This window comes from Streptomyces sp. NPDC058086 (assembly GCF_042885015.1).
Lineage (GTDB): Bacteria > Actinomycetota > Actinomycetes > Streptomycetales > Streptomycetaceae > Streptomyces.
This window is the reverse complement of sequence record NZ_JBHVST010000009.1, coordinates 150,117-176,548: the sequence shown is the minus strand read 5'-3', so window position 1 is coordinate 176,548 and position 26,432 is coordinate 150,117. Positions and strand designations below refer to the sequence as shown.

The 26,432-nt window shown below is 70.0% G+C and carries 26 protein-coding genes; 4 read left to right on the top strand and 22 right to left on the bottom strand.

The features are described from left to right. Positions 1–89 precede the first annotated feature (89 nt). Entirely contained in the window at positions 90–1,289 is a 1,200-nt protein-coding gene (locus ACFVWD_RS10175) for an NAD(P)/FAD-dependent oxidoreductase (protein ID WP_389594915.1), read from the bottom strand. Positions 1,290–1,483: 194 nt separating this feature from the next. On the opposite strand from ACFVWD_RS10175, the gene ACFVWD_RS10170 reads away from it, so the two are divergent. Beyond that, positions 1,484–2,314 carry a M55 family metallopeptidase gene (locus ACFVWD_RS10170; protein ID WP_389594913.1) on the top strand — a complete coding sequence of 277 codons (831 nt, stop codon included), beginning with the start codon at positions 1,484–1,486 and terminating at the stop codon, positions 2,312–2,314. Between the two features lie 34 nt (positions 2,315–2,348). Here ACFVWD_RS10170 and ACFVWD_RS10165 read toward each other — a convergent pair whose 3' ends face one another. Then, positions 2,349–3,308, bottom strand: coding sequence for an alpha/beta hydrolase family protein (locus tag ACFVWD_RS10165; protein ID WP_389594911.1), 960 nt, complete (start codon positions 3,306–3,308; stop codon positions 2,349–2,351). 445 nt (positions 3,309–3,753) lie between these two features. Here ACFVWD_RS10165 and ACFVWD_RS10160 point away from each other — a divergent pair, with 445 nt between their 5' ends. After that, positions 3,754–4,725, top strand: coding sequence for an alpha/beta hydrolase fold domain-containing protein (locus tag ACFVWD_RS10160; RefSeq protein ID WP_389594909.1), 972 nt, complete (start codon positions 3,754–3,756; stop codon positions 4,723–4,725). Between the two features lie 115 nt (positions 4,726–4,840). On the opposite strand, the gene ACFVWD_RS10155 is transcribed toward ACFVWD_RS10160, so the two are convergent. From ACFVWD_RS10155 to ACFVWD_RS10130, 6 genes are all read right to left on the bottom strand, one after another. Further along, positions 4,841–5,920, bottom strand: coding sequence for an Ldh family oxidoreductase (locus ACFVWD_RS10155; protein WP_389594907.1), 1,080 nt, complete (start codon positions 5,918–5,920; stop codon positions 4,841–4,843). A 20-nt stretch (positions 5,921–5,940) separates the two neighbouring features. Then, entirely contained in the window at positions 5,941–6,678 is a 738-nt protein-coding gene (locus tag ACFVWD_RS10150; RefSeq protein WP_389594905.1) for a thiamine pyrophosphate-dependent enzyme, read from the bottom strand. A gap of 6 nt (positions 6,679–6,684) precedes the next feature. After that, positions 6,685–7,674, bottom strand: coding sequence for a thiamine pyrophosphate-binding protein (locus ACFVWD_RS10145; RefSeq protein ID WP_389594903.1), 990 nt, complete (start codon positions 7,672–7,674; stop codon positions 6,685–6,687). Between the two features lie 13 nt (positions 7,675–7,687). Then, positions 7,688–8,548: an amidohydrolase family protein gene (locus tag ACFVWD_RS10140; protein ID WP_389594901.1), complete on the bottom strand. Its 861-nt coding sequence runs from the start codon at positions 8,546–8,548 to the stop codon at positions 7,688–7,690. Positions 8,549–8,704: 156 nt separating this feature from the next. Beyond that, positions 8,705–9,913, bottom strand: coding sequence for an L-2-hydroxyglutarate oxidase (lhgO, locus tag ACFVWD_RS10135; RefSeq protein ID WP_389594899.1), 1,209 nt, complete (start codon positions 9,911–9,913; stop codon positions 8,705–8,707). 41 nt (positions 9,914–9,954) lie between these two features. After that, positions 9,955–11,403, bottom strand: coding sequence for an aldehyde dehydrogenase family protein (locus ACFVWD_RS10130; protein WP_389594897.1), 1,449 nt, complete (start codon positions 11,401–11,403; stop codon positions 9,955–9,957). Between the two features lie 235 nt (positions 11,404–11,638). On the opposite strand from ACFVWD_RS10130, the gene ACFVWD_RS10125 reads away from it, so the two are divergent. Then, positions 11,639–11,926, top strand: a complete 288-nt coding sequence (locus tag ACFVWD_RS10125; protein ID WP_389594895.1) for a putative quinol monooxygenase — start codon at positions 11,639–11,641, stop codon at positions 11,924–11,926. A gap of 48 nt (positions 11,927–11,974) precedes the next feature. On the opposite strand, the gene ACFVWD_RS10120 is transcribed toward ACFVWD_RS10125, so the two are convergent. The 12 genes from ACFVWD_RS10120 to ACFVWD_RS10065 all read right to left on the bottom strand — a co-directional run bounded on the left by ACFVWD_RS10120 (position 11,975) and on the right by ACFVWD_RS10065 (position 23,144). Next, the gene (locus ACFVWD_RS10120) at positions 11,975–13,015 is read right to left on the bottom strand and encodes a methionine synthase II (cobalamin-independent)-like protein (RefSeq protein ID WP_389594893.1); all 1,041 of its coding nucleotides are present in this window, start codon (positions 13,013–13,015) and stop codon (positions 11,975–11,977) included. 3 nt (positions 13,016–13,018) lie between these two features. Beyond that, complete coding sequence (locus tag ACFVWD_RS10115; RefSeq protein WP_389594891.1) at positions 13,019–13,507, bottom strand: heme-binding protein; 489 nt, start codon at positions 13,505–13,507, stop codon at positions 13,019–13,021. Continuing rightward, positions 13,504–14,307 carry an alpha/beta fold hydrolase gene (locus ACFVWD_RS10110; RefSeq protein ID WP_389594889.1) on the bottom strand — a complete coding sequence of 268 codons (804 nt, stop codon included), beginning with the start codon at positions 14,305–14,307 and terminating at the stop codon, positions 13,504–13,506. The genes ACFVWD_RS10115 and ACFVWD_RS10110 overlap by 4 nt, the downstream gene beginning before the upstream one ends. Before the next feature lie 26 nt (positions 14,308–14,333). Then, positions 14,334–14,705, bottom strand: coding sequence for a VOC family protein (locus ACFVWD_RS10105; RefSeq protein WP_389594887.1), 372 nt, complete (start codon positions 14,703–14,705; stop codon positions 14,334–14,336). After that, a complete protein-coding gene (locus ACFVWD_RS10100) occupies positions 14,702–15,472 on the bottom strand; it encodes a fumarylacetoacetate hydrolase family protein (protein ID WP_389594885.1) in 771 nt (256 codons plus the stop codon). The genes ACFVWD_RS10105 and ACFVWD_RS10100 overlap by 4 nt, the downstream gene beginning before the upstream one ends. Positions 15,473–15,477: 5 nt before the next feature. Next, positions 15,478–16,926, bottom strand: coding sequence for an NAD-dependent succinate-semialdehyde dehydrogenase (locus ACFVWD_RS10095; RefSeq protein ID WP_389594883.1), 1,449 nt, complete (start codon positions 16,924–16,926; stop codon positions 15,478–15,480). A 68-nt stretch (positions 16,927–16,994) separates the two neighbouring features. Further along, entirely contained in the window at positions 16,995–17,912 is a 918-nt protein-coding gene (locus ACFVWD_RS10090; protein WP_389594881.1) for a VOC family protein, read from the bottom strand. A gap of 96 nt (positions 17,913–18,008) precedes the next feature. Next, positions 18,009–18,920 (bottom strand): LysR family transcriptional regulator, encoded by a 912-nt coding sequence (locus tag ACFVWD_RS10085; RefSeq protein ID WP_389594879.1) that lies wholly within the window; start codon positions 18,918–18,920, stop codon positions 18,009–18,011. 164 nt (positions 18,921–19,084) lie between these two features. Beyond that, positions 19,085–20,032, bottom strand: a complete 948-nt coding sequence (locus ACFVWD_RS10080; RefSeq protein ID WP_389594877.1) for a sugar ABC transporter substrate-binding protein — start codon at positions 20,030–20,032, stop codon at positions 19,085–19,087. A 45-nt stretch (positions 20,033–20,077) separates the two neighbouring features. Continuing rightward, positions 20,078–21,091 (bottom strand): ABC transporter permease, encoded by a 1,014-nt coding sequence (locus ACFVWD_RS10075; RefSeq protein WP_389594875.1) that lies wholly within the window; start codon positions 21,089–21,091, stop codon positions 20,078–20,080. After that, positions 21,088–22,584, bottom strand: coding sequence for a sugar ABC transporter ATP-binding protein (locus ACFVWD_RS10070; protein WP_389594873.1), 1,497 nt, complete (start codon positions 22,582–22,584; stop codon positions 21,088–21,090). The genes ACFVWD_RS10075 and ACFVWD_RS10070 overlap by 4 nt, the downstream gene beginning before the upstream one ends. After that, complete coding sequence (locus ACFVWD_RS10065) at positions 22,581–23,144, bottom strand: carboxymuconolactone decarboxylase family protein (RefSeq protein WP_389594923.1); 564 nt, start codon at positions 23,142–23,144, stop codon at positions 22,581–22,583. Before ACFVWD_RS10065 ends, ACFVWD_RS10070 begins: the two co-directional genes overlap by 4 nt. 233 nt (positions 23,145–23,377) lie before the next feature. Here ACFVWD_RS10065 and ACFVWD_RS10060 point away from each other — a divergent pair, with 233 nt between their 5' ends. Then, positions 23,378–23,782, top strand: coding sequence for a cupin domain-containing protein (locus ACFVWD_RS10060; RefSeq protein WP_389594871.1), 405 nt, complete (start codon positions 23,378–23,380; stop codon positions 23,780–23,782). A gap of 90 nt (positions 23,783–23,872) precedes the next feature. Here ACFVWD_RS10060 and ACFVWD_RS10055 read toward each other — a convergent pair whose 3' ends face one another. Together ACFVWD_RS10055 and ACFVWD_RS10050 are read right to left on the bottom strand one after the other, a co-directional pair. After that, on the bottom strand, positions 23,873–25,204 hold the full coding sequence (locus tag ACFVWD_RS10055; RefSeq protein ID WP_389594869.1) for an MFS transporter: 1,332 nt from the start codon (positions 25,202–25,204) through the stop codon (positions 23,873–23,875). A 255-nt stretch (positions 25,205–25,459) separates the two neighbouring features. Continuing rightward, a complete protein-coding gene (locus tag ACFVWD_RS10050; RefSeq protein ID WP_389594867.1) occupies positions 25,460–26,425 on the bottom strand; it encodes a catechol 2,3-dioxygenase in 966 nt (321 codons plus the stop codon). Positions 26,426–26,432 lie beyond the last annotated feature (7 nt).

Genomic DNA, 26,432 nt, shown 5'->3' with positions numbered 1-26,432 from the left:
GAAGGGGGTCCCTCCCTGTTCGAGCGAAGCCGAGAACTTGGGGGCGCGTGCATGGCGTCGCGGGGCAGACGGGAATGTGACGACAGGGCCTAGGCTGCCCGTTCGGCGGTGGTCCGCGCCTCGCCACGCCTGGTCCGCAGCAGTTGCCGGCGCTTGGCGTCCTTGGTCCACCAGGTGCGCGAGCCGGGCTTGCGTGCCTCGTACGCCAGTTGCCAGGGGATGCCCTTGCAAATGAGCTCCTTTATCTTCGCGCCCGGACGGCCGCCGAGGTAAAAGCTCTTCGCGGTGTCGTCCCTGCCGGTGAGCTGAAGGACGCCGGCACGACGGCCCAGACTGATGCACTGGCTGACGAACCCCACGTCGATGGGCGCGGGCTGCTCACCCGCGAGCCGGCTGAGCACTGTCTCGGCGGCCTGTGGGCCCAGCTGAACCGCGGCCTGGCAGCTCATCCGGAACGGCAGGTCCGACGGTGCCGCCGAGTCCCCGGCCGCGACGATGCGCACATCGTCCACGCTCGTCAAGGTCTCGTCCGTGAGCAGGCGGCCCAAGGCGTCGGTGCTCAGTCCGCTGCGCGCGGCCAGGTCCGGGACACCGAATCCGGCGGCCCAGATGGTCACCTCGCTCGGCAGCTCGCGGCCGCCTCCGAGCCGTACGGCATCGCGAGTCACCGCCGTCACCTTCGCGTCGGGGCCTTCGAGCACGGTCACACCGAGTCCGGCCAGCCGCTTTGCGACCGAGCGTCGGCCCCGAGGGTGCAGGGAAGGACCGAGCGCCCCGCCGCAGACCAGGGTCACGGTGTGGCCCTCCTCGGCCAGCTCGGCGGCGGTCTCGATACCGGTCGCACCGGCGCCGACGACGGTCACCGCGGCTGTTGCGGGCGCGTCGTCGACGACCGTCCGCAGCCGCTGCGCCTGCTCCAGGCCGGCGATCGGGTAGGCGAACTCGGCCGCCCCGGGCACCTGTGGGTCGGCGCTGCCACTGCCCACCGCGTAGACCAGGTAGCCGTAGCCGACCGTGGCGCCGGTCGCCAACGTCACGCTGCGCTCGGCCGCGTCGATCCGGGTCACGGTGTCGACCACCAGCCGGACACGCTCGCCCAGAACCTTGCGGTAGTCGACGACCGCGTCGTCGGACCCGCCCACCAGTTGGTGCAGGCGGATCCGCTCGACGAAGGTCCGGCGCGGGTTGATCAGAGTCACTGTCACGTCGTCGCGCTGCGTCAGGCGATTGGCCGCCATGACGCCGGCGTATCCGCCGCCGATCACGACCACATCGGTGTTCTCCATCATGGTGTCTCCTTCGTTTCTGGGGGTTCGGCCTCAAGACACCGCGGGATCGATCGCCGTGACAGCATGTGAGGCAGGTCACTCCACAGGAACGTCCGCGCTTTCCTTCACACGGTGACGCAGGCCATCGCGCCCGGCGGAACCGCAGGAGGAGTGGCCGTCGTCTCCTAAGTGATCAAGCTTGAGGAGTTTGCGCAGTGCGGATCTATATCAGCGTGGACATGGAGGGCGTCACGGGGCTCGTCGACGCCGACGATGTGCAGCCCGGCGGCCGGGACTACGAGCGCGGACGGTTGATGATGGCGGAGGACGTCAACGCCGCGATCCGGGGTGCCCTCGCCGCCGGCGCCACCGACATCACCGTCAACGATGCTCACGGACCGATGCGCAACATCCTTCCCGAGGCCCTGCACCCGGCGGCCCGCCTCATCCGCGGCAAGCCCAAGCACATGCTCATGCTCGAAGGCCTGGCGCCCGAGCACGATGCCATGGTCTGCGTCGGCTATCACTCGAAGGCCGGCGCACTCGGGGTACTGAGCCACAGTTTTATGGGCCACGAGATCGAAGACATGTGGCTGGACGGCCGGCCGGTGGGCGAGATCGGCCTGGCCCATGCCACCGCGGCGGCCATCGGTGTTCCGGTGGCGGTCCTCACCGGTGACGACTGCGCCTGCGCGGAGATGGCCGAATGGGACGCCGCTGTCACTACCGTGGCCGTGAAGAATGCGCGGGACAGATTCGCGGCGGATCTGCGGCCCGCCGAGGAGGCACGTTCGGCGATCGAGGAGGCGGTCGCCGCCAGTCTCTCCGCACAACGACCGGCCACAGTGGTCCCCTCGGGCCCGTCCACTCTCGCCGTCCGCTGGCAGTCGGCTTCAGTGGCCTCCACCCTCCTGGGAATTCCAGGGGTCACCTCGACGGACACCCGGACCGTCCAGGCACAGGGCACTCTGCCCAGCCTCTACCGGCTGTTCGGAGTGTGGATGCGAGTAGCCGCTTCTCTCACCAATCAGCCACCGTACTGCTGACCCTTGGTGGCCGCCCGGGACTGCCTTGCACGCTCTACTTGGATTCGACTCGTCCGAGCGGGTTGAGGTCGGCCCTCAGCGCGTCACGCGCCGCCTGCCAAGCGGAATCCCCGGGGTAGAGCTCGGTGCGGAGGTAGGCCCAGGTGAGCCGCTGGACCACGGACACTCGCTCGGGGTTCTCGTCCGTGGTCTCGGCGACGTCGTATCCGGAAACCCCGCCGAGCCCGTGCTCCGCGTCGAACAGTGTGAGCAGGGACTTGCGGCCCGGGGAGAGGAAGTACGGATCGGCGTGCCAGTCCGGGCCCCGAACCGTCAGGTGGTCGGAGGCATCCTTGTCGCCTGCGACCACGAGCGCGGGCGTCGTCATCGCGGAGAAGTCCGTGGTCAAGAAGAATGAATAGTTCTCGGCCACGAACTCGGTGACGGCATCGCCGCCTCTGCCGGGCGCGGCAAGCAGTACACCCGCCTTGATTCGGGGCTCGGCCAGGTTCACTTCCGTTCCGTCGTCCGGATCGGTGAGTCGGGCGCCGAGCAGCAGGCTCGCGGTGTGCCCGCCCATCGAGTGCCCGGCCACGGCGACCTTGCTGTGGTCCAGGCGCCCGAGGAGCTGCGGGACGGCGGCCTCGATCACGTCGAGTCGGTCGAGGATGCGCTTCATGTCCTCGGCCCGTGATCGCCAGTGCAGAGGCGCCCCGGGCGTACCGGGATCGAGGCTCAGCGTCCTCGAGCTCAGATGGGTGGGCTGGATCACGACGAAGCCGTGCGCCGCCCAGAAGTTGGCGAGGGGGGCGTAGCCGTTCAGCGAGGAGAGGTAGTTCGAGAAGCCCTGGCCGTGCGAGAGGAGGATGACCGGCAGGTCGCTCCCGGTCACGGGCGCGGAGACGCGCACCTCCAGGTCCACGGCTCGGCCGGGAGCCGGCAGCGCCACGGGACTGACCGAGAGGACTGGAGTGGGCGGAGTGAAGGTGTGGGCCGGGTAAGTCGATTCACTCATGATGCGTATTTCCCTTCAATGGCCTCTGCTGCCGGTCTCATTCGGCTGACGGCCGGTGAGGCGGTCAGGCCCGGTCAGCGGCGTCCGGTTTCGGCTCCGCATTAAGCGGAGCGTTGTTCCGATTAACATACGGAGCAATGTTCCGCTTTGTCAACGGCTACCGGTCGGAGATGACCGCGACCCCCGCCGATGCCGACGAGGGACAACGACGCGTTCCCGGCGCCGGAAGGTTCGCGTGGCGAGTGGGGACCAACTGGTCGACGCGGCGCGGGAACGCCGACCTGACGGCCCAGAGCACGAGGAACACATCGGCCGGTGTCGATCCGGACCGGTTCAGCCAACCCCGGCAAGCACCCGAGAAGGCGCGGGTGCCCGTGTTAGCATCGCCCCACCAATTGCCAGGAATCCTGTCGATTGGTCGACACGGCTCGACGATCGGAACCGTATGTCTCTCCTTGCCCGGCCCGGAGTGGCCTCCTTCGCCGCCAAGTCGATACAGCGACTCGCCGTGGCGGCCGACCGGCGCCCGAGCGGCCGCGGTTCGGCGGCCGCCTCACACGGCCGCTTCCCCGAGTTCCCGCGCTCCGTACGCGAGTTGACGGTCCCGACCTCGGTCGCACCAGCCCGGGCCGTGGTGTACCTGCCGACGTCCGAGGGTCCGCCGCCGCCGGTTCACGTCAACTTCCACGGTGGCGGGTACGTGATGCCGCTGACGGAGATCGACGATCCGCTCTGCCGTTTCCTCGCCGCCGAGGCGGGGGTGGCCGTGGTCAACGTCGACTACGTCGTGGCCCCGCAACACCCGTTCCCCGCCCCGCCCCGGCAGGCCTTCGAGGTCGTCCGGTGGATCGCCGAGCAGGGCAGCGAGCACGGCTGGGACGGCAGCCGCCTGTCCGTGGGGGGACAGAGCGCCGGAGGCGGTCTCGCGGCGGCCGTCGCACGCCAGGCACTCGAGGAGGGCGGGCCCGGTATCGCCCTACAGGTCCTGCACTACCCGCCGTTGGACCTCGCGACGAGCGCCCGGGACAAGCGCGCCGCCATCGCCAAGCCGGTGCTGCGCCCCTGGATGGGCGAGATCTTCGACAGCTCGTACGTCCCGGACCCGCGCGAGCGCGCCGACCGGCTGGTGTCCCCCGCGGGCGCGGCCGACACCGCCGACCTCAAGGGCATCGCCCCGGCTCTGGTCGTCACGGCGGAGTACGACCTCCTCAAGGCGGAAGGCGTGCGCTACGCCGAGCGTCTTCGGCGGGCGGGCGCCCTCGTCGAGCACCACGACGTGCTCGGGGTCGATCACGGGTACGACGGCAAGAACGACCAGAAGGCCCTGGAGACCTACGCCGTGATCGCCCGTCATGTGCGGCGGGCCCTCAACCCCGAGGCACCCGAGACCGGTCGAGCCGCGCCGCACACCGGGTGAGCAAGGCGGCTCGGAGGCGGTTGAGCGGGCCGGGCCCAGGGCGGACGAGGCGCCCGCCGCACGCCGGACGCCCCGACCACCCGCTCCTCCATCCCCCTCTCCATGGAGGTGACTGTCAGCCCTGCGAGCGGGCCTCGGGTGGCGTGATGCCCAACTTGTCCGCGTTCTCCGTCAGTTCACGCCACACCTTCGCCGTCACGGGTACCCCCTTCTCGGCACGCCGCACACTGACGGCGGCACTGCGCTCACCGGGGTAGAACACCTCCTCGACACCGTCCGCCGCGGCCAGGCCCTTCAGCGTGCCCAGGGTGGCGTCGACAGCCGCGGTGAAACCGTCCGCGTCGCCGAAGGCCACCGGGTCGATGGCGATGATCAGGGCGTTCTGGCGGTGCCCCCGGCCCTGGGGATCGTCCGAGTGGAAGGCGGCGAAGATCGGCGCTCCTACGAGCACGCTGGTGAGCAGTTCGAACGCCAGCGACATGCCGGACCCCTTGGCGCCGCCCAGCGGCAGCGGCATGACCGCGTTCTCCGGGTCGGTGGTGGGGGTGCCGTCCGCGCTGGCGGCGGCCCCCTCCGGCAGCGGGGTGCCGCTCGCCCTGGCCTGGCGGATCTTCCCCAGGGCGATCGTGGCGGTGGCCATGTCCAGCAGGAGCGGCGCATGGCTCTCGGCGGGTACGGCGATGGCGAGCGGGCTGGTGGCCACGGCCGCGCCCTTGGCCCCGGTGTAGCCCATGTTGGGCATCCCGGCGACGAAGGCGAGCCCGACCAGGCCCTGTTCGGCGATCTTCGACACGTAGTAGCCGATGGCACCGGTGTGGACGGTCCGGCGCACCCCCACGGCCGCGATACCCCCTGCCCTGGCCCGGGTCACCGCCTCCTCGGCGGCCGCGCTGAGAGCCACCGGGCCGGGCGCGCGATCGGCGTCGAGGACGGCGACCGCCGGCGTACTGGACTCGAACGTCATCTCGGGCCTGGCGTTGGCCACCCCCTTGGCGAGCAGCTCCAGATAGGCGGGGACCCGCGCGGTGCCGTGGGATTCGACGCCGCGCAGCGCGGCCCAGACGAACACGTCGGCGGTGGTGCGGGCGTGCTCGGGGCCGAGTCCGGCCTTCTCCAGGAGGGCGGCGGCGAAGGCGCGCAGGTCATCGGCCGGGACAAGGACCTTGCCCGGCTCGGGCGTTGGGGTGTCGGTCATGGTGGCGGGGGCCTCCTGGGTCAGCGGGTGACGAGAACGTCGACGACGGCGGTGGTGCCCTCCGCCACGGCCTTGAGAGCGCGCTCCAGGGCGGGGGCGAGCGCGTCCGGCGCGTCGACGGTCTCGGTGTGCATGCCGAACGGCTCGGCGAACTGCGCCAGTCGGGGCAGCCGGTGCAGGTCGGTGCCCAGCCACTCGCCGGTCTCGGCGGCGGCGCCCTCGGGGTAGAACCTGCGGTGGTTGAGGTTCATCGACTTGTAGACGCGGTTGTTGAACACCACGATCAGCAGCGGCAGGTCGTACGCCTTGGCGGCGTCGTACGACGGGATGACCGGGTTGTACGCGAAGGCCCCGTCGCCGATGGTGAGGACCACGGGCCTTTCCCTGGCGGCGAGTTTGACGCCGAGGGCCACCGCGATGCCCTGGCCGAGTCCGCCCTGCACATAGAAGTACGAGTCGGGGTCGGAGGTCTGCACATGGCGCTTCACGACGCGGCTGTGTGTGATCGTCTCGTCGACGACGATCGCGTCCCGCCCGTCGAGCAGCCCCCGCAGTGTCGCGGCCACGAGCACCGGGTCGATGCCCTCGGCCCCTGCCGCCTTGGCCTCGGCCGCGGCGATCGCGGCCTGTTCATCGGCGTGCCGCTCCTCCTGCGCGCAGCGCCGCGCGGTGACGGCGGCCACCGCTGCCTCGTCGGTCCGAGCTGCCTTCGCCCGCTTGGTGAGCTGGCGCAGGGTGTTGGCGACGTTGCCCTCCAAGTACCGTTAGGCGAAGAGAACTTGGTAGACCATGTGCGGGCGCTGCGGCACCTCGTCGATGACGATGATCCGCGCCTTCGACGGGCGGCGCGAGGGCGGGTAGAAGGGCGCACGGCAGTTGACGAGGAGGATGAGGTCCGCCTCGTCCATCCATGGGCCGATGTCGCTGCCGGCGTGCAGCGGGTGGGTGCGCGGGAAGTTGCCGCACACGGCCGAGTCGGGCTCGACGACCGGGATGTTCCACGCCTCGGCGAAGGCGAGGAGCGCCTCGAAGCCGCCCGCCTCACGGCCCGCCGTCTCGGTGACGATCACAGGGCCGACCGCCTCGCGGATCAGCTGGGCGACGAGGTCGACCTCTTCGGGTGAGCTGTGCGTGGAGCCCGGCGGGACGACAGGCACTGTCTCGCGGCCGTCCCACTCCTCCAACAGGATCTCCAGGGGGATGTTGAGGTAGGCAGGACCCGCCGGGGCCCGCCAGGACAGCTCCGCCGCCCGCGTGATCATCGTGGGCAGGGTGTGGACGCTCGCCGCCTCGGTGGCCCACTTGGTGAAGGGCTGGGCAGCGCCGTGCGGGCCGCCCACGACGGACAGGTTGCGGTACCACTGGCCGCCCGGGTCCTGACCGGGGCCGTCGCCGTACGTGGTCGACTCCGAGGAGGCGACCACCATCGGGACGCCGGCGAGGAGCGCGCCGTGGACGGCCATGGAGCCCTGCAGCAGTCCGGGCGCCGCGTGCAGCAGCACGCCCTGCGGCCGGCGCTCGATCAGTCCGTAGCCGGTGGCCATGCCGACGGCGACGGTCTCGTGGGTCAGGTCGAGGTAGCGCGGGCACGGCAGCCCGTCACGGTGGCGGCGGGCGAGGGACTCCCACACCGGGGCCCATTCGGACCCCGAGGAGCAGAAGAGGTAGTCGGCGCCGACGGCGTTAAAGGCGGCCACGAAGGCATCGCCGCCGTCACCTCCGCGGGCGCCCGGTGTATTCGGGGTGTCCGTCATCTCGTGTGCTTCCTCAGCCCTCGATCGGCCAGTTCAGGACCTCGGAGATACCCCGGCCCATGATCCATTCGAGCTCCTCGGGGGTGAAGTCCCAGTGCTTGGTGAACTGTTCGATGGTGTCGGTGTAGGTGATGCCGTGGCCGAGCAGCCGGGTGATGTCGGTGCCGTAGAAGCAGCGCTGCGGGCCCATCTTGTCGACCATCTCGCGCACGTACTGCTCGATGTTCTTGTTCGGGAAGGGCTGCGTCGAATAGCCCGGCAGCGCCGAGACCTTCACATGGATGTTGGGGTGCTCGGCGAGGTCCGCTGTCTCCTGGACCCAGTAGCCGATCGCGTCGTCCACGCAGCGGGCCATGATGCCCATGTGGTCGATGATGATCTTCAGCCCGGGGTGCTTGGTCGCGATCTGGCCGAGTTCACGCTTCCAGATCGGGGCGTGGACCATGGTGGGGATGGAGAGCTCCTCGGCGATCGGCCAGTACCAGTCGTTGGTCCCGTCGATCATCCAGTTGCGGTCCTGTGGGCGGTGGAAGGTGAGCCGGGTGCCCTTGATGTGCGGGTTCTGCGCGAACTCCTTCAGCAGGGCGGTGCCCTCGACCGGGTCGTCCTGCGGGACGCGGGCCATGATGCCGAAGCGGTCGGGGTGCGCCTCGCAGGCCTCGAGCGCGTAGTCGATGCGGTTGCCCTCCCACGACGGGGGCAGGATCAGCGCCCGGTTGACGCCGGCCTCGTCCATCAGCTCGAGGGCCTCCTCGTAGGAGAAGGGGTCCTCGCGGTGGCCGTTGAGACGGATGCGCTCACGCGCGCCCGGGACCCAGGGGCGGTCCGGGGTCTCTTCCTTCCAGATGTGGATCTGCGTGTCGACAACGAACATGTCCTCAGCTCTTTCTCTCGAAGGGGAAGTGGTTCTCTCGAAGGGAAGGGGGTGGCGGGGTGGTGTGGAAGGAACGCTAGGCGGGTGGTGGGGCCTTGCCGAGTCCCCGGGGCGCAAGCACTACTTGCGCGAAAGTCCCCCGTACGCAGGGCATTTTCAGATTGCGGAAGCGTCGCCGAGTACGGCGTCCACGATGTGCTCGGCGATCGCCATGGAGGCCGTGGCGGCCGGGGAGGGCGCGTTGCGGACGGCGGTGATCCGGCCCACCTGGTGGATGCGGAAGTCGTCCACGAGCGTGCCGTCCGGGTCCAGGGCCTGGGCGCGTACACCGGCTCCGCCGCGGACCACGTCCGAGACGCCGACGCCGGGGACGTACAGCTCGGCGTCCTTCATGAACGCCGCCCTGGACAACGAGCCGCGGTACTCCCTGATGCCGGTCCTCCAGTGCTGGGCGGCCATCCTCCAGGAGCCGGGGTAGGCCGCGAGTCCCGCGAGGTCCTTCGGTGAGATCCTGCCGAGCGTGTAGCCCTCCCTGGCCAGGGCCAGGACGGCGTTCGGGCCGACCTCTACGGAGCCGTCGACGCGGGGGGTGAAGTGCACGCCGAGGAAGGGGTAACGCGGGTCCGGGACGGGGTAGATCAGCCCGCGCACCAGGTCCGTCCGCTCCGGCTTGAGCAGCATGTACTCGCCCCGGAACGGGATGATCCTCGGCTCCTTCTTGTCCTGGGCGAGCCGGGCGACGGAGTCCGAGTGGAGGCCCGCGCAGAGGATCAGCCGGTCGACGCGGACACGTTCCTGCCCGGAGGCCACCTCGATGCCCCCCGGCACGTCGGTGATCGAGGTGACCGGGAATCCGAGCCGTATCTCGCCGCCCGAGGCCTCGATGTCCTTGGCGAACTCCCGGGCGATCGCCGGGTAGTCGGTGATCGCGGTGCGCGGGGAGTGCAGGGCCGCGATGCCCCCGGCACAAGGCTCCAGCTCCTTGATCTCCTCCTTGGAGATCTTCCTCAGCTCGGGCACGTGGTTGTTCCTGGCCCGTTCGTACAGGTTCTCCATCCGGCCCAGCTCGTCCTCGCGCACCGCCATGACGAGCTTGCCGATCTCCGCGTACGGCAGCCCCCGGTCCTGGCAGTACTCGCGCAGGGCGGACACGCCCCGCACGCACAGCTCCGCCTTGAGGCTGCCCGGCGGGTAGTAGATGCCGGCGTGTACCACGCCCGAGTTGTGCCCGGTCTGGTGGACGGCGACCGCCCGCTCCTTCTCCAGCACCACGACCCGGGTGCCTGGGCGGCGCAGGGCGATCTCACGCCCTGTGGCCAGGCCCACGATGCCGGCGCCGACGATGCCGATCGTCTCGTCAGCCATCGGCATCCTCCTTTCCTCGCTGAGGCCTGTTCTCGAACACGTCAGGCACCGAAGTGGACGGCGACCGTCTTGACCCGGGTGTAGAAGCGCAGGGCCTCCTCGCCCTGCTCCTTGAACGACGACCCGGAGTCACGGAAGCCGCCGAAGGGGTGGTGGACGTCCCAGCCGGAGGTGGTGGTGTTCACCGCGATCTGGCCGCACTCGGCCTCGTCGGCGAAGCGGTACGCGGCGCCCAGGTTCTGGGTGAACACGGCGGCGGCGAGGCCGAAGACGGAGTCGTTGACGGCCTCGACCGCCTCCTCGAAGGAGTCCACCGGGAGCAGGGCGACGACGGGCCCGAACACCTCCTCGCGCCAGATGTCCAGCTCCGGGGTCATGTCTCCCAGCACGGTGGGATTGACGTAGCAGCCGTGGCTCAGTGCCTCGTCCCGCGGCTGGTCGCCGCCGACGAGGACCGTCGCGCCCTGTTTGACCGCGCGTTCGATGTCGGACAGGACGCCGTCGCGCTGACGGGCGCTCACCAGCGGGCCCATCGTGGTGCCCTCGGCGAGGCCAGGACCGACGCGCAGCGCGGTCGCCTCGGTGAGCAGCAGCGCCGTGAACTCCTCGTACACGGGCCGCTCGACGATCACCCGGCTGGTGGCGGTGCAGCGCTGCCCGGCCTGGGCGAAGCCCGCGGCGGCGACGGCCTTGGCAGCGGCGGTGAGGTCGGCGTCGGCGAGTACGACGGTGGCGTTCTTGCCGCCGAGTTCGCCCTGGAAGCGGATGTTGCTGTTGGCGAGCCGGGGGCGCAGGGCCTCGCCGACCTCGTTGCTGCCGGTGAAGGTGAGCGCGGCCAGGCGTGGGTCGGAGATCAGCGCCTCGGAGATCTCCGCGCCGCGCCCCGTCACCACGTTGAGGACACCGGCGGGCAGACCCGCGTCGTGGAGGGCGCGGGCGAAGTGCAGAGCCGCCTGCGGGGTGTCGGTGGCCGGTTTGAGGAGGGCCGCGTTGCCCGTCGCGAGGCAGGGCGCCAGCTTGCGGGCCGGGGTGATCAGCGGGTCGTTCCACGGGGTGATCGCGAGGACGATACCGAGCGGCTCGCGCTGGTGGTGGGTACGGGTGTCCGGGCGGACGTCGTGCACGAGGGTGCCGTACCCCTGCCGGGCGACCCCCGCGTAGTACTCCAGGAAGTCCGCGGCCTTGATCGTCTCACCGGTCGCCTCGGCCCGCGTCTTGCCCATCTCGGTCGCCAGGTCCTCGGCGATCTCCGCGAGGCGCTCGCGCAGCAGCCGGGCGGCGTCGGTCATGATCCGGGCGCGCTCGAAGGGGCTGGTGCGCTTCCAGACGGCGAAGCCCTGCTCGGCGTGGTCGTAGGCGCGGGTGACGTCGGCGGCGCGCAGCGCGGGGACGCGGGCGACGGGGGCCCGCAGATCGGAGGGGTCGTGGACGTCGATCCACTCACCGGTCGCCACCCACTCTCCACCGGAGAGGGTTTCCAGGGTTCGCATGAAGATCACTTCCTTCGTCCGCCGCGGTGCGGGATCCGCGGTCTGCACAGGGAGCGGCCACAGGGGGCCGGATACGACAACACACCATGTCGGGGCGGTGCCACCAGCCCCGCGCAGGCAGTCATTGCTTGCGCCGCGCGCGGGTCGGCGGGCGACTGATCCATGCTGGAATCTGCAGGCCGGACGGTGTGTACGACACCGCCTGGAGCCGCAATCCCGCTGAGGAGAAACAGACATGGCCTACGCAGTCGTCGCCCACTACCGCTGCGAACCCGCCGACGAGGACACCGTGCGCGCCGCGCTGCTGAAGGTGCGCGAGCACACCCGTGCCGAGCCGGCGAACCTGGCGTACGAGGTGCACGCCGAGGTGGACCGGCCGGGCGGTTTCGTGCTGTACGAGCAGTACGCCGACCGCGCCGGCTTCGACGCGCACAAGGTCGCCGGCCACTTCACCGAGCTGGTCGTGGAGACGGTGTGGCCGCTGCTGACCGAGCGCACGGTGACCTTCGCCGAGGTTCTCTGAGGTCCTGCCGGGAAGCGCGGGCGCGCTTTCCGGCCCCTGGGCTGCCGGTCAGAACTCGTTGCCCCAGCAGTAGCGGGCGACGGTCTCCACCAGCACCAGTTTGCGGCGCTGGTTCTCGGCGCTCAGCAGCGGGCGGGTCGCCGTGTCGGCGAAGCCGCGGGACGGCGATACGGCCATGTCCTCGAGGTCCTTGACCTCGGCGGCGGCGTCGATGCGGGCCATCACCGTGTCGATGTCCTCGAGTGCGGACACGGTCGCGTCCACCACGCCCAGGCACGCGTCGCGGTCCTCCGGAAGGGACTTGACCAGGTCGAGTTCGGCGTCGGTGCCCTTGTCGTACGGCAGGATCCAGCGGTCGGCCGGGATCCCTCCGTACAGGCGCTCGGCACGGGCCCGGTCCACCGCGGCGGGTGCCTCCCAGCCGGGGCAGACGCCGATCCTGACTCCCTCCGGGCGCCCTTCCAGTCGTACCGCCAGGGCGTCGACGGCCAGCGCGTCCTCGAAGGACAGTGCGCCGGGGGCGGCCGGGTCGGCCCCCACGTGGCCGATCAGGAGCGGGTTGTTGAGCTGGACGAGCCGAACGCCCCGGGAGACCAGCAGCGCGATCTCCGCCTGGATGATCTCGGCGAGGGCTTCGCCGAGTTCGCGGGCCGAGGAGGGTCCGCCCGATGCGGCGAGTTCGGGTGCGAAGGTGGTGGCGGCCAGATAGGCCGGGGAGGGCAGCGAGGCCTTGGGGGCGATCACCGTCAGCCCGGTGAGCCGCCCGGCCCAGTCGGCGAGCAGCGGGCCGTTCGCCTTGGGCAGCGTTTCCGCCACCCAGCGTGGCAGTCCGTCGGGGGTTTCCGTGTCCGTGCGGCGGAAGCCGGAGACGGCGTCGAAGACCGCGCTGCGGAAGTCCTCCCGGGGGAAGTCCCCGTCGGTGACGACCGTGGTACGCAGCTTGCGCTGGAGGGCCACCACCTCCTCGACCGCCTCGCGTTCCGCCTTCAGCACGATCTCGGGGTCGCCCTCGGCGCGCGCGGTCAGGAGGGTGCCGGGGCGGACCAGGCTGCCGTGGTGGTCGATGCGGTAGTTGAACGTGTCCGCCATGGCTCAGGCACCCTTCTCGGTCTTCTCGGCGTCCGTGACCGGCTTGCCCGCGACGCCCCAGGCGGCGAACTCCAGCTCGTAGCCGAGGGATTCGAGGACGTCGTCGGCGACCTGCTGGTCCTCGTCCGCGGTGCCGCCGGCGATGCCGAGGCCGCCTATGATCTCGCCGTCCTTCTTGATGGTGACGCTGCCCTCGGTGGCCATGATCGGCTGGGCGGCGCCGGGCAGCTGGGAGAGCTGGGAGAAGAAGACCGGCTGGCTCTCCTGCCACTTCTTCAGCATCCTGCCGGGCCGCTGCATCACGGCGGCGGTGTACGCCTTGGCGCGGGCGATGTCCGGGGTGAGCGGGCGCGCTCCGTCCGAGCGGCGGACGCTGACGACGAAGCCTCCCGCGTCCACCACGGCGACGCTCACCGCCTTCCCGAGCGACTGGGCGCGCTTCAGGGCGGCGTCGACGATCTCTTCGGCGGCATCGAGGGTGAGACTGCTCATGCGGCTTCCTTCTGTGCGGTGAGAGTGCGGCGCAGCTGGGTGACAGCCGCGTTGTACTGCTCGGGCGCCTCCCAGTACATGGAGTGCGGGGCGTCCTGGACGATCTCCAGATGTGAGCCGGGCAGCAGTTCGTGGGCGCGGGTCACGGTCTTCACGCTGAGTACCCCGTCCTTCTCCGCGGCCAGGAAGGCGACCTTGACGCCCGAGTTCTGGATCTCCTCCAGCGAGGGGCCGTTGGTGTCGAGGTTGCGCAGGTCGGCCATCTTGGCGACGTTGAAGGTGCCCATCTGCTGGAAGAGGAAGGTGAGGTCGGGTCGCTCCTGCTGGAACCGCCGGGTGAGCAGGCGGTCGATGACGGGGAGCTTGACGGCCTCGGCGCGGTCGGCGGCGGCGAGTTCCTTCAGCTCGGGGTGGCTGATGCCACCCAGGGAGTGGCCGAGGGCGACCGAGCAGACGCGCTCGGGACGCAGGAGGGCGGCGCGCAGGGCGGCGACGGAGCCGATGGACTGGCCGACCAGCATGACGTCGGTCAGGTCCTCCTGGTCGAGTACGGCGACGACGTCGCCGGGGAAGTCCTGTCCGTCGAACTCGGGCTTCGAGGAGTGCGGACGGGCCGGGGCCTCGGACTTGCCGAAGCCGCGCAGGTCCATGGTGACGATCGTGAACTCCTCTCGCAGCGCGGCCACTTGCTGCCACCAGGCGGCGTGATGGCCGCCGCTGCCGTGCACGAACAGGATCGCCGGACCGCTGCCGTGGCGCTCGTAGTAGATGGAGGTGCCGTCGGAGTCGGCGATGGGCATGTCAGTGAACTCCTAGCCGAACGCGGTCAGTTGGGACGCTTGCCGTGGAAGACCAGCTCGATCATGGTGTGGTCGGGGTCGTGGATGTAGCAGAACTTGGACTGGTTCTCCGGCCGCTCGACCGGGCGGGTGTGCCGGATGCCCAGCTCCTTCAGGTGGGTGAGGAACTCGTCCCAGTCGTCGACCTCGACGGCGAAGTGATAGGGCGCCATGCGCTCCATCTCCTCGACCGGGGTGAAGTGCAGATCGAAGCTGCCGCGGGTCATCAGCACCACGCGGGTGTTGGACTTGGGCATGATCCGCTTCATTCCGAAGACTTTCGTGTACCACTCGGCGGTGCGGTCGGGGTCGGTGGTGGGGAAGTTGACGTGGTGGATGTAGCGGGGTGCGGTGCTCATGACGGATTCCCTTCGCTGTGTACGGGGTTGGACAGGACACCGATGCCGCTGATCTCGATGTCCACGGTGTCCCCGGGCTCCAGTTGGCAGGTGGACTCGGCGCCCATCCACAGCACGTCTCCCGGTTGCAGGGTGATGTGCCGGGTGATCTCGACGATGAAGTCGAAGGGGTCGAAGACCATGTCGCCGGTCGCGAACGACGCCCGGACCTCCCCGTTGACGCGGAGCGTGGTCGTCTGTGCCAGGGCGTCGACGTCGGTCTCGATCCAGGGGCCCATGGGCTTGAACGTGTCGCTGTTCTTGCTGCGCCAGAACGTGCGGTCCTGGTGCTGCCAGGTGCGGGCGCTGACGTCGTTGCCGATGGTCCAGCCGAAGAGCGACTTCCGGGCCTCCTCATGGGTGGCGTGCCGGAGGGTGCGGCCGATCACCGCGACGAGTTCCGGCTCGGCCTCGAACCGGCCCTCGACCTCGGCCGGTTTGACGATGGGCGAGAGGTGGCCGGTGAGCGCGTTGTTGGCCCGATAGCCCACCTCGGGACGGGTGGGGACCTCGGCGCGGGCGTGCTCGATGTGCCGCGGGTAGTTCATGCCGACCGCGTAGAACACGGGTGGGACGACGACGGGCAGCCAGTGCGCGGTGGCGAGCGGCACGGTGCCGATGACGGCCGGGTCGCCTTCCAGGGGGGACTCGGACAGCAGCTCGACGTCCTCCTTCCCCACCCGGCCCCACACCGCCCGTCCGCCGACCGAGACACGGGTGTATCGCATGACGCTCAGCCCGCCAGCAGATGGGAGACGCGCTTGGTGATCAGGTAGGCGTCGAGGGCCTCGGGGCCGCCCTCCCTGCCGTAGCCGCTCTCCTTCACGCCACCGGAGGGGGCTTCGCTGACGGAGCCGCCGCAGTGGTTGACGGAGAGGATGCCGGCCTCCAGTTCACGCACCAGGTGCTCGGCGGTGGCGGCGGACTCGGTGAAGCCGTAGGCGGCGAGACCGTACGGCAGCGCGTTCGCGGTCGTGAGCGCCTCGTCGAGGTCGCCGAAGGAGATGATCGGGGCGAGGGGTCCGAACGGTTCCTCGTGCATGAGGTCCGCGTCCGCCGGTACGTCGGTCAGGACGGTCGGCGCGAAGAAGTACCCGGCGCGGTCCAGTCGTTCGCCGCCGGTACGGACGGTCGCTCCCCTGCTGACGGCATCGGCGGTCAGACGCTGAACGGCCAGGAGCCGGCGCTCGTTGGCGAGCGGCCCCATGGTGGTGCCCTCGGCCAGGCCGTCGCCGACGACGACCGCTTCGGCGGCCTTCACGAACTCCGCGGTGAAGTCCTCGACGAGGCCCTCGTGGACCAGGAACCGGCTCGGCGAGGTGCACACCTGCCCGGCGTTGGCGAACTTCGCCTGTGCGGCGCGGCGCGCGGCCCTGGCCGGGTCGGCGTCCGCGCACACGATCACCGGGGCGTGGCCGCCCAGCTCCATCAGGGAGGGCTTCATGACCTCGCCGGCCGCGGCGGCGAGCAGCTTGCCCACGGGGACCGAGCCGGTGAAGGCGATCAGACGGGTGAGGGGGGAGGCGATGAGGTGGGCGGAGACCTCGGCGGGTTCGCCGAAGACGAGGTTCAGCGCACCGGCCGGCAGGCCCGCGTCCACGAAGCAGCCGACCAGGGCGGCGGCGGTGGCGGGCGTCTCCTCCGAGGCCTTGATGATGATGGAGCAGCCCGCGGAGAGTGCGGAGGAGATCTTCCGCATCGGGCCGCCCGCCGGGAAGTTCCAGGGGACGAACGCGGCCACGGGACCGATGGGTTCACGTCGTACGGACAGCAGGGTGCCGGGGGCGGAGGGGATGATGCGGCCGTAGGCGCGGCGGGCGTCGTCGGCATGCCAGCGCAGGGTGTCCGCGACGCGGCGGGCCTCCCCGGCGGCCTCGGCGAGGGGCTTGCCCTGCTCCAGGGTCATGATCCGGCCGACTTCGGCGCTGCGCTCGGTGAGCAGGTCGGCGGCGGCGTGCAGGAGGGCGGTGCGCCGCGCGACGGGCGTGTCGCGCCAGGTCCTGAAGCCCTCGGCGGCGCCGGCCAGGGCGCGGTCCAGGTCGTCGGTGGTGGCGAGCGGTACTTCTCCGATCACCTCCTCGGTGGCGGGGTTCACGATCGGGGCGGTCCGTCCGGTGCCGCCCTGGCACCACTCGCCCGCTATGTACATGCGGACGGCGGGGTAGCCGTGGTCGGAGGTCATGAGTGGGTGCCCTCTCAGGCTGGCGAGCGAAGCGAATGGGGGTCCCCTCGGCCGGAGGCGGCGGAGGGTCAGGCGGGGGCGTCCTGCTGGTCGCGGTTGGTGCGCAGCGCCCAGATGTGGTGGGGCGGGGTGGTCTCGTGGACCCGGGTCTCGTAGCGGTCGTCGACGCGGTCCATGTCGGCGGCGTACTCGACCCGTCCGCCGCAGGGTGCGTGCACGAACCGGAAGACGTTGGAACCGACGGTGTGGCGGCCGAGTCTGCGGGCCTCGCGCCAGCCGTGGTCGATCATGTAGTTGCCGCCCTCGATGACGTCGTCGAAGCCGGGCACCTCGTAGGCGATGTGGTTGACGCCGGCCTTGTCGGGGCGGTGGCACAGCAGCATGGTGTGCTGGTCCTGGTCGCCCGGGGCCTGCATGAAGACGCCCATGGGTTTCACTACGTCGGTGGGCCGGAAGCCGAGCAGTTCCACGTAGAACGCGACGGCCTGCTCGCGGCCCTCCTTGAGGATGTTGAGGGCCACATGGCACATCCGCAGGGGGTGGACCCGGGTGATCGGCTCCAGGGCGGTGTTCCAGCGGTCGACGCTGCCCGGCACGTTGGCGGGCCGGGGGGTGCGGGGCGCGGTCTTCAGCCTGGCCAGGGTCAGGCCGACTCCGAATCCGGTCTCGTCCACGGTGTGGAACACTCCGGCGGCGTCCTCCCGGACCGTCCGGTCGCGGCCGACGGCCGCGACCAGCCGCTCCAACTCCTTCGCCGTGTCGACGCCCCACACCACCTCGCGCAGGGTGGGACCCGCTTCCACCGGCGGCGGCAGCAACGGCCAGGGGTCGGTGTCGAGGTGGAGGGTCTGCCCGGTGAGCGTCTCGAACACCGCGCATTCGTCGGTCCGTTCCACCAGGAGCAGTCCGAAGTCGTCGAAGAACCGGGCGCATTCGTCGAGGTCGCCGATGCCGTAGGTGACCGATTCGATTCTCTGGATTCCCATGGTCTCCTCGTTTCACGGGTCGCCTGGTGAGCGTAGATTTCGGGTGGCGGTGTCTCAACGCTCCGGACCGACGGACTGTGCAATCGTTTCTTGCGGTTACGGCCGGATCGCCGGAATGGGATTCTGCGAGAACCAGTCCGTCAGAAAGTCGAGGAAGACACTGATCTTGCGCGGGGTGTCCTGCCCGGGGCCGTAGATCGCGTACAGCGGCCGGTCGGGCACCGCGAGTTCGGGCAGCAGGATCTGCAGAGCGCCGGAGACGAGGTCGTCGTAGGCGGGTCGCTGCGGGAGCAGGGCGAGACCCCGCCCGTGCACGGCCGCCTTCTGCAGGGCGATGTAGGAGTTGGACGAGAACGCGATGTTGCGGATCTTGTGCAGGGTGGACGCGTGTCCGTGGCCGATGCGCCAGACCGGGTCGTTGACGTGCACGAGGCAGTCGTGGTGCGCGAGGCCGTTCGGCTCGGTCAGCGGTCCGTTGCGGTTGAGGTATTCCTTGGCAGCGCACAGCACGAACGGGAGTGAGGCGATCTTCTTGAGGCGGACGCTGGAGTCCCGGAGGTCGCGGGTGTGGAATGCCACGTCGAATCCGCCGTCCAGGAAATCGTAGGTCCGGTCGGACATGCCGCCGAGTTCGAATCGCACCTGGATTTTCGGGTGTGCGGCGGAAAAGGCGGCGATGGCGTCCCCGAGGTCGAGGCTGCCTATCCATTTGGGACAGATGATGCTGAGCGTCCCTTCGGCGCGGTCGTGGAGCTGGGCGATGCCGGCGTCCTCGGCCTCGATCTCGTCCAGGATGCGCGCGGCGAACTCCGCGTAGCGCTGCCCGGGTTCGGTGAGGCTCACCGAACGGGCTGTGCGGTTGACCAGGCGGGCACCGACCTGCCGTTCCAGCTCGGCGACGTGCCGTGACACCAGCGAGCCCGAGGAGCCCAGCTTCTTGGCGGCTCCGCTGAAGCTGCCGGATTGCGCGACGGTGACGAAGCTGTGCATGAGGAGCAAGCGATCCATGTTTCCTCCGGAGGCCCACGACTGCCAGGGGTGGGCCCCGGCGGCGGTGCCGGTCGTACGGGTGTGCGGGCGGGCCGCGCCGGAATGTCCTCATGGCGGTTGTGTCGGACACTCCGGCGACGCGGTCGACGGGCGGCTCGGGACGTCTTGCGGTGCGGGTTCGGTTACTTGGGGCAGTACTGGGGTGCCTTGCTCAGGTTGTCCTTGGTGACCAAGAGAAGAGGAATGTTGGCAATCTTGTCAACCTTCTTCTTGCCCAAGAGTCCGATGACGTTCTTGACCGCGGTCCGGCCGATCGTCATCGCCGAGTTGGACACGGTGGCGGAGAGACGGCCGTCCTTGACGGCGGCCAGACCCTCGTCGGTGCCGTTGACGGTCACGATCTTGACGTCCTTGGCGCCGGCCGCGTCGAACGCCTTGCGTGCCGCGAGGCACATCTCCTCGTTGGCGACGAAGGCGTAGTCGAGGTCCGGGTGGGCCTGGATCATGTTCTCGGCGACGTCCTGCGCCTTGGCCGCGTTGAACATGCCGGGCTGGTTCACGACCACCTTGGCGTTGCCGGGCAGCGCCTTGGTGAAACCGCCCACGAGCAGATCGGAGGCGGCACCGGGCGCACCCGCGATGACACCGACCTGTACGTCCTTGCCGCCCGCGTCCTTGGCGACCCAGCCGGCGTCCAGGGCCCCGACCTTGCCCAGGTCGACGACCGCCGCGCCGAGGATGTCGTTCACGTCGCTGGTGGCCACGGACGTCAGATAGATCGGAATGTTCGAGGCCTTGGCCTTGGCTATGTCGCCCTTGAGCGCGTCGACGTTGACGGTCTGCACGATGAGGGCGCTCACATTGCGGGAGATCATGTCCTCGATATTGGACAGTTCGGTGCCGGAATTCTGGTGGGAGTTGGCCGTGTAGACCTTCGCCCCCTCCGACTTCGCCGTCTGTTCCAGGGCCTTCTGCAAACAGGTGTGGAATTCGGTGTCGGCGCCGTTGACGAACCCGAGGGAAACGGAGCCGGACCCACTGCCGGTGTCCTTGCCGCAGCCGCTCAGCACCAGGGTGGTGCCGGCGAGGGCGGCGAGCATCGCTCGGCGGGAGCGGGCGGAGAGTCTCATGGTCGTACGCCTTTCATGACGGGCGGTGGAGAGAAGACGAGGGGGTCAGTGCCGCGCGGAGCGGGCCTTGTGGAGCTCGTTGGCGATGGCCGCGACGAGGAGCACGCCGCCCACGGAGACCTGCTGGAAGTAGCTGGAGACCTGCACGAGGTTGAGGGCGTTGGCGACCACGCCGAGCAGCAGGACCCCGAGCGCCGTTCCCACGACGGTTCCGTGGCCGCCGGCGAGTGAGGTGCCGCCGATCACCACGGCGGCGACGGCGGTGAGTTGGAGTGTGAGGCCGCCGGTTCCGGGGCTGCTGGCGCCCAGCCGGGACAGCAGCATCACGCCCGCGAGACCGGAGAGGGCGCCGGTGACGGCGTACAACGTGAGCTTGCGCGCGGTGACGTTGATGCCGCTGAGCCGGGCGACGTGCTCGTTGCCGCCGATGGCGAAGGCGTCCCGGCCGAACACGGTGAACCGCATGACCAGAGCGGTCGCCAGCAGCACGAGGAGCGCCACGATCAGCAGGTACGGCACCCCGAGGACCTTGTCGTTGCCAAGGGAGAACATCCTGGTGCCGACGGAGACGCTGAGGCCGCCCTGGACCAGCAGCGCGACGCCGTCCAGCAGGGTGGCCGTCGCCAGGGTCACGACGAACGGGGCCACGTTGGTGAACGTCACCACCAGCCCGTTGACCAGCCCGACGGCCGTGGCCAGCAGCACCGAGGCGACGACGGTGAACGCGGTGGAGTGGCCGTGGGAGAGCAACTGCGCCCCGACGGCGGTGGTGACGGAGACATTGCTGCCCATGGAGAAGTCCATGCCGCCCGCGGTCATCAGCAGAGTGAGGCCGCCGGCGATCACCGCGGTGACGCTCACCTGACGGAGCACGTTGATCAGGTTCGTCGTGGTGGCGAACGCGTCGGTCTGCAGCGCGGTGGCGACCACCACGACGATCAGGACCGCGATCAGGCCCGTGTGCGGCGCACGGCCCAGGGCGCCGAAGGTGAACCGGGGCCGGGGCTCCTCGGGCGGGTCGCTGACGCCCGGGGCGTTGGTAAGTGTCTTGACGCTCACTGCGGTTGACCTCCGAGTGCGGTGGCGACGAGTTCGTCGTGGGTGATGGCGGTGATGTCGTGTTCGGCGACCGCGCGGCCGGCGCTGACGACCACGACGCGGTCGGCCAGCCGCATGACCTCCTCGGCGGAGGAGGAGGCGAGCAGTACGGCCGTGCCCCGCGACGCGAGGTCGTCGACGAGAGTGTGGATGTCGGCCATGGCCGCGATGTCCACGCCGTTGGTGGGGTCCTCCAGGAAGCAGGCGACCGGCTCGGTCTGGAGCCATTTGGCCAGCAGCACCTTCTGCTGATTGCCTCCGGACAGCGCGCTCACCGGCGGGTTCCCGGCAAGGGAGACCACTCCGTAGCTCCTGCGCAGCGGGGCGGCGCGGCGGGTGAGCGCGCCGCGCCGGTGGACGCGGCGGCGTGCGAAGCGGTCGTCGGCCAGCATCAGGTTCTCGTCCAGGGAGAGTTCCGGGACCAGGCCCAGCGCCCTGCGGTCTCCGGTGACGCAACGCAGGCCGCTGGCGAGCGAGGCGCGGACCCGGCCGAGGGGCACGGGGGCGCCGTCGACGAGCACGGTGCCGAGGTCGGGGCGGCGGCGGCCGGACAGCAGGTCGAAGAGGCGTGACTGCGCGTCCCCGGCCGGTCCCAGCACCGCGACGATCTCGCCCTTGCGTACCTCGACGGTGAAGTCCCGGATGGCCCGGCCGTCGCTCAGACCGTGTACGGCGAGGCCGATCTCGTCCTTGGGGGTGGCGCGTTCGACGCGCCGGGAGACCACGTCCCTGCCGACCATGCTGCGCACGAGCCCCGCCGGGTCGAGGTCGCCGGCCTGCGCGCTGCGTACGACGTCGCCGTCCCGCAGGACCGTGAGGCGGTCGGCGACGGCCATGACCTCGTCGATGTAGTGCGAGATGTAGACGACGGCGACGCCCTCGTCGCGCAGGGTGCGCACCAAGTCCCTGATCTGGTGCGCGGCCTCCGCGCTCAGGCAGGCGGTCGGCTCGTCGAGGATCAGGATCCGGCCGCCGCGGCGGACCTCCCGCGCCACCTCGACCATGGTCTGTTCGGCGACGGTGAGCGAAGACGCAGTGCGCTCCACGTCGATGTCGATGCCGAGGCCGGACAGTGCCTTCTTCGCCTCGGAGTCGACGGCTCTCCAGTGGACCGTGCCGCGCCGGGTGGGCAGGTCTCCCAGCATGACGTTCTCGGCCACCGTCAGGCCCATCGCCAGTTCGCGGCGCTGAGGAACGGACGCGATGCCGAGCCGTCGGGCCCTGCGCACGGTCAGTCCGGTATGCGTGGCACCGTTGACCTGGATGGTGCCGCCGTCCGGCTGGTGCACCCCGGAGAGGATCTGCACCAGCGTCGACTTGCCGGCTCCGTTCATGCCCATCAGCGCGTGCACTTCGCCGGGGTACAGGTCGAGGTCCACGCCCTTGAGCGCTGCCGCCCCGCCGAAGCTCTTGGTGACGCCCCGTACGCGCACCACGGCCGGGAGGGCCGTCACGGCCGCGGTCCGTCCCCGCCGGGGACGACACGCTCGTAGCCGCGGATGTCGGGGAAGGGGGGCTCGCGATCGACCTGGAGGTCCACTTGGAAGGTGTTCAGGCACATGCCGAGCATGGTGAAGTTGCCGAGCGCGCCGATGGTGTCGACCAGGCCCTTGGGGCCGAAGTGCTCGAGTGCGCGCGCGAAGGTCTCGTCGGAGACGAAGTGGTTGTCGAGGACCTCGCGGCAGAACTGATAAAGGGCCTGGTCCGCCTCGTCGTCGAAGACCGCCGCGCGCTTCTCGGCGACGGCCTGGACGGCGGCCTGGGGGATGCCGGCCTCGATCGCCTGGTACACATGCGCGTTCCAGGAGTACTGCGCGTCCCAGTTCCGGGCGGCCATCAGCAGCGTGAGCTCGCGCAGATGCTTGGGGAGGTCGCAGTCGAAGCGGGCGAAGGCACCGAGCGATTCGGCGCGTTCACACAACTCCGGGCTGTGCAGCCAGACGCGGAAGGGGCCACGGACGGCGCCGCGCCGGCCGGCGATGCGGGCGGCCAGTTCCTGCTGGCGGGGATTCATTTCCTCATCGGTGAGAACGGGGAGCCTCATGGGGCCGATACCTGCCTTCTCTTTCCGGCGTGTTTCCTGCACGTACGGGGAAGCCGTGCGATGCCAGCCGAAGGTACAGCCGAGTTCGGGAAGCTCACCCCTCCCGGAATGCAAGGTAAAACTGCACGCCGGAGGGCACCCATTCATGGGGACGCGGCCTAACGTCGATCGACGCAACAGCGTTGATGGGAGAGGAACTCCGGATGACCACGATCATCAAAGTCGCGTCCGTGCCGCTGCTCGACCGTGGTGGTGCCGTCGTGACGACGCCGCTGATCACCACACCCTCGGCAGCCGGAGAGAACCGCATCACCAGCGGCATGAGTGTCTATCCGGTCGGCTCCGGGGCTCCGTTGCACTCGCACAACTGCGACGAGCACGTGACGATCCTCGAGGGCGAGGCGGAGGTGGTGGTCGGCGGCGAGGTGACGAGGCTGGAGCAGTTCGACACCACGTACGTGCCGTCGCCCGTCCCCCATCTGTTCCGCAACATCGGCGACCGTCCGCTGCGCATCCTGTGGGTGTACACGTCGGGCACGGTCACGCGTACGTTCACCGAGACCGGGGTGACGGTGGAACACCTGTCGGCACAGGACCAGATGGGCTGAGAAGGGCCATGGATGCCGCTGTTCGTATCTGATCCGGACATGCCTGAGGCCGGGCCCCGCCAGGTCCCGGCCTCAGGCATGTCGTCGCGGTCAGCCGGTGGTGGTCAGCTGCTGGGCGGCATCGGGCCGCGGGGTCCGCTGGGGGCCGCGCAGGCCGGTGAGGGCGACGAAGACCGTGGCGAGCACGGCGGCGACGGCGAAGGCCGTGAAGCCCCAGCTCTCGGACTTGGCCGCGACGAGCTGTCCGCCGAGCCACGGTCCGAACACGGCGCCGAAGCGGCCGATGCCGGACACCCAGCCCACGGCGGTGGCGCGGTTGTCGTCGCTGGAGCGGCCGGCCACCGTCGCGTAGATCATGGCTTGGGCGCTGAAGAGGAACAGGCCGGTCAGGAAGACCACGACGTAGGTGAGCGGCAACGCCATGTGGATGCCGAGCAGATAGACGCCGAGGGCGGTGGCCGCGAACCAGACGGTGGCGACGCGTGCACCGCCGAAGTGGTCGGAGAAGCGGCCGGCGATCAGCATGCCGGCGATGCCGCCGAGGTTGATGACGATGACGAAGGACAGCGAGGAGCCGAGCTCGTAGCCCGCGCCGCGCATCATGGTGGGCAGCCAGTTGCTGACGCCGTAGACGAGCAGCAGGCCGCAGAACGAGGCCAGCCAGAACAGCAGCGTGGTGCGCCACAACCCGCCGCGGAACAGGGCGATGACGGCGCTCCAGCGGTCCCCGGCCGCGGGGCGCTCCGCCGCGGGGGCGGGCAGTTCGACGTCGTAGCGCTCGGCCAGCTCGCGGGCTTCCCGTGTACGTCCCTTGGCGATCAGGAAGTTCAGTGACTCGGGGAGGTACTTGGCGATCAGCGGGACGCCGATGAGCAGCGGGACCACGCAGATCCAGTAGGCGACGCGCCACTGGCCGGCGCCGGTGGTCCACAGGCCCACGAAGCCCGCGAGGATGCCGCCGGCCTGGTGGGCGGTCATCAACGTGCCGACGATCAGGGCGCGGCGGCCGCGCGGGGCGTACTCGGCGACCATCGTGATCGTGGTGGGGAGCAGACCGCCGAGGCCGAGACCCGCGATGAACCGGCCGAGTCCGAAGACACCGAGGCTGGGGGCGACGGCGCAGAGGGCGGAGGCGAGCGAGAAGACCGCCGTGCAGGTGATGATCACCTTCTTGCGGCCGATCCAGTCGGTGACCGTACCCGCGGACAGCGCGCCGATCAGCATGCCGAAGGTGGCGTAGCTGCCGAGGTCGCCGGCCTGGGAGGGCTGGAGCCCCAGGGCGTGCTCGGCGAGCATGTTGGGCAGCACGGAGCCGTAGACGAACATGTCGAGGCCGTCGAAGAGCACGACCAGCCAGCACAGGCCGACGACCAGCGTGGCCAGTGCGGTCCCACGGGCGCGCAGGTCTGGGGAGGGAGACATCTTTGTTTCCTCTCGTCCGGGAGAAGTGTCCCTGGAGGGGATGAGTGAGGCGGGTCGGTGCGGCTCGAGCGGCTGACCCGATGGTGCGCACGACGCTAAGGTTCCGGTTCCCCAAGTGTCAACGCTTTTGTCAACAATCTCAGGAACAATCCAGCCAGGTGTTCGGAGAGGTTACGGCAGGAGTAAAACAGCAGGTGAAACGGCCATGGGCGGCACACAGCCGTGTGCCGCCCTGCCTGTTTCGCCGGCTTGTTCTCAGTGGTCCGCGGCCGGGTCCAGCGGCGGTGTGCCATGAGTGTGGAAGGAATCGATGGTCTTCAGACCCCACGCCTGTCCCTTGGCCCGCTCGGCCTGGGTCCACGTGATCAGGGGCCAGTCGGGGGCCAGTACGAGACGGGTGAGCGGGTTGCACAGCTCGATGCGGTTGCCGCCCGGCTCGTAGACGTAGAGGAAGAACGTCTGCTGGATGGCGTGCTTGTGCGGGCCGGTCTCGATGAACACGCCGGTGTCGAGGGCGAGATCGGCGGCGCGCAGGATGTCCTCGCGGGTGTCGGTCGCGAACGCGATGTGGTGCAGCCGCCCGCGCGAGCCCGTCCAGTCCTCGGTGTAGACGACGTCGTACGACTTGTTCGTGAACGTCAGCCACTTCGCGGCGATCCGGCCGCCGTCGAGCTGGATCTGCTCGGTCGGCCGGGCGCCCAGGAGGTGCTGGTGGAAGTCGGCGTTGGCGGCGACGTCGGCGGCCAGGTAGTTCACGTGGTCCAGGCGGCGTACGCCCACACCGTGACCGGGCTTGGCCTGGGGCTGGTTCTTCAGCCCCGGCTTCAGCTCGTCCGGGGCCTGATACCACTCGGACTCCCAGTACAGGGCCAGTTCGTGGCCGTCGGGGTCGGCGGTGACGTACAGCGGGCCGAGGCCCGGCTCGTCCTCGGTCCAGCGGCCCTGGTGACCGGCGGCCTCCAGTTCCTTGACCCTTCGCTGCAGGGCCTCCTCGCTGGAGGCGCGCAGGGCCGTGCGGCGCAGGCCTGAGGTCTTGTGCGCGGTGAGGACGAGGCTGTGGTGCTCGTAGTCGTCCCAGGTCCGCAGATAGACCGAGTCACCGCTGCGGCCGTTGACCGTCAGGCCGAGGTAGTCGGTGAAGAACCGCAGACTTCCGTCGAGGTCCGGGGTGAGCAGTTCGACGTGCCCGAGGTGGGCGATGTCGCCGAGGGGCGGGGCCATACAGGCC

Excerpts from the sequence above, each read along its gene's own strand:
- ACFVWD_RS10175 (WP_389594915.1), bottom strand. The coding sequence starts at position 1,289 with ATGATGGAGAACACCGATGTGGTCGTGATCGGCGGCGGATACGCCGGC.
- ACFVWD_RS10165 (WP_389594911.1), bottom strand. The coding sequence starts at position 3,308 with ATGAGTGAATCGACTTACCCGGCCCACACCTTCACTCCGCCCACTCCA.
- ACFVWD_RS10160 (WP_389594909.1), top strand. The coding sequence starts at position 3,754 with ATGTCTCTCCTTGCCCGGCCCGGAGTGGCCTCCTTCGCCGCCAAGTCG.
- ACFVWD_RS10155 (WP_389594907.1), bottom strand. The coding sequence starts at position 5,920 with ATGACCGACACCCCAACGCCCGAGCCGGGCAAGGTCCTTGTCCCGGCC.
- ACFVWD_RS10145 (WP_389594903.1), bottom strand. The coding sequence starts at position 7,674 with ATGACGGACACCCCGAATACACCGGGCGCCCGCGGAGGTGACGGCGGC.
- ACFVWD_RS10140 (WP_389594901.1), bottom strand. The coding sequence starts at position 8,548 with ATGTTCGTTGTCGACACGCAGATCCACATCTGGAAGGAAGAGACCCCG.
- lhgO (WP_389594899.1), bottom strand. The coding sequence starts at position 9,913 with ATGGCTGACGAGACGATCGGCATCGTCGGCGCCGGCATCGTGGGCCTG.
- ACFVWD_RS10130 (WP_389594897.1), bottom strand. The coding sequence starts at position 11,403 with ATGCGAACCCTGGAAACCCTCTCCGGTGGAGAGTGGGTGGCGACCGGT.
- ACFVWD_RS10125 (WP_389594895.1), top strand. The coding sequence starts at position 11,639 with ATGGCCTACGCAGTCGTCGCCCACTACCGCTGCGAACCCGCCGACGAG.
- ACFVWD_RS10120 (WP_389594893.1), bottom strand. The coding sequence starts at position 13,015 with ATGGCGGACACGTTCAACTACCGCATCGACCACCACGGCAGCCTGGTC.
- ACFVWD_RS10115 (WP_389594891.1), bottom strand. The coding sequence starts at position 13,507 with ATGAGCAGTCTCACCCTCGATGCCGCCGAAGAGATCGTCGACGCCGCC.
- ACFVWD_RS10110 (WP_389594889.1), bottom strand. The coding sequence starts at position 14,307 with ATGCCCATCGCCGACTCCGACGGCACCTCCATCTACTACGAGCGCCAC.
- ACFVWD_RS10105 (WP_389594887.1), bottom strand. The coding sequence starts at position 14,705 with ATGAGCACCGCACCCCGCTACATCCACCACGTCAACTTCCCCACCACC.
- ACFVWD_RS10100 (WP_389594885.1), bottom strand. The coding sequence starts at position 15,472 with ATGCGATACACCCGTGTCTCGGTCGGCGGACGGGCGGTGTGGGGCCGG.
- ACFVWD_RS10095 (WP_389594883.1), bottom strand. The coding sequence starts at position 16,926 with ATGACCTCCGACCACGGCTACCCCGCCGTCCGCATGTACATAGCGGGC.
- ACFVWD_RS10090 (WP_389594881.1), bottom strand. The coding sequence starts at position 17,912 with ATGGGAATCCAGAGAATCGAATCGGTCACCTACGGCATCGGCGACCTC.
- ACFVWD_RS10085 (WP_389594879.1), bottom strand. The coding sequence starts at position 18,920 with ATGGATCGCTTGCTCCTCATGCACAGCTTCGTCACCGTCGCGCAATCC.
- ACFVWD_RS10080 (WP_389594877.1), bottom strand. The coding sequence starts at position 20,032 with ATGAGACTCTCCGCCCGCTCCCGCCGAGCGATGCTCGCCGCCCTCGCC.
- ACFVWD_RS10065 (WP_389594923.1), bottom strand. The coding sequence starts at position 23,144 with ATGAATCCCCGCCAGCAGGAACTGGCCGCCCGCATCGCCGGCCGGCGC.
- ACFVWD_RS10060 (WP_389594871.1), top strand. The coding sequence starts at position 23,378 with ATGACCACGATCATCAAAGTCGCGTCCGTGCCGCTGCTCGACCGTGGT.
- ACFVWD_RS10055 (WP_389594869.1), bottom strand. The coding sequence starts at position 25,204 with ATGTCTCCCTCCCCAGACCTGCGCGCCCGTGGGACCGCACTGGCCACG.
- ACFVWD_RS10050 (WP_389594867.1), bottom strand. The coding sequence starts at position 26,425 with ATGGCCCCGCCCCTCGGCGACATCGCCCACCTCGGGCACGTCGAACTG.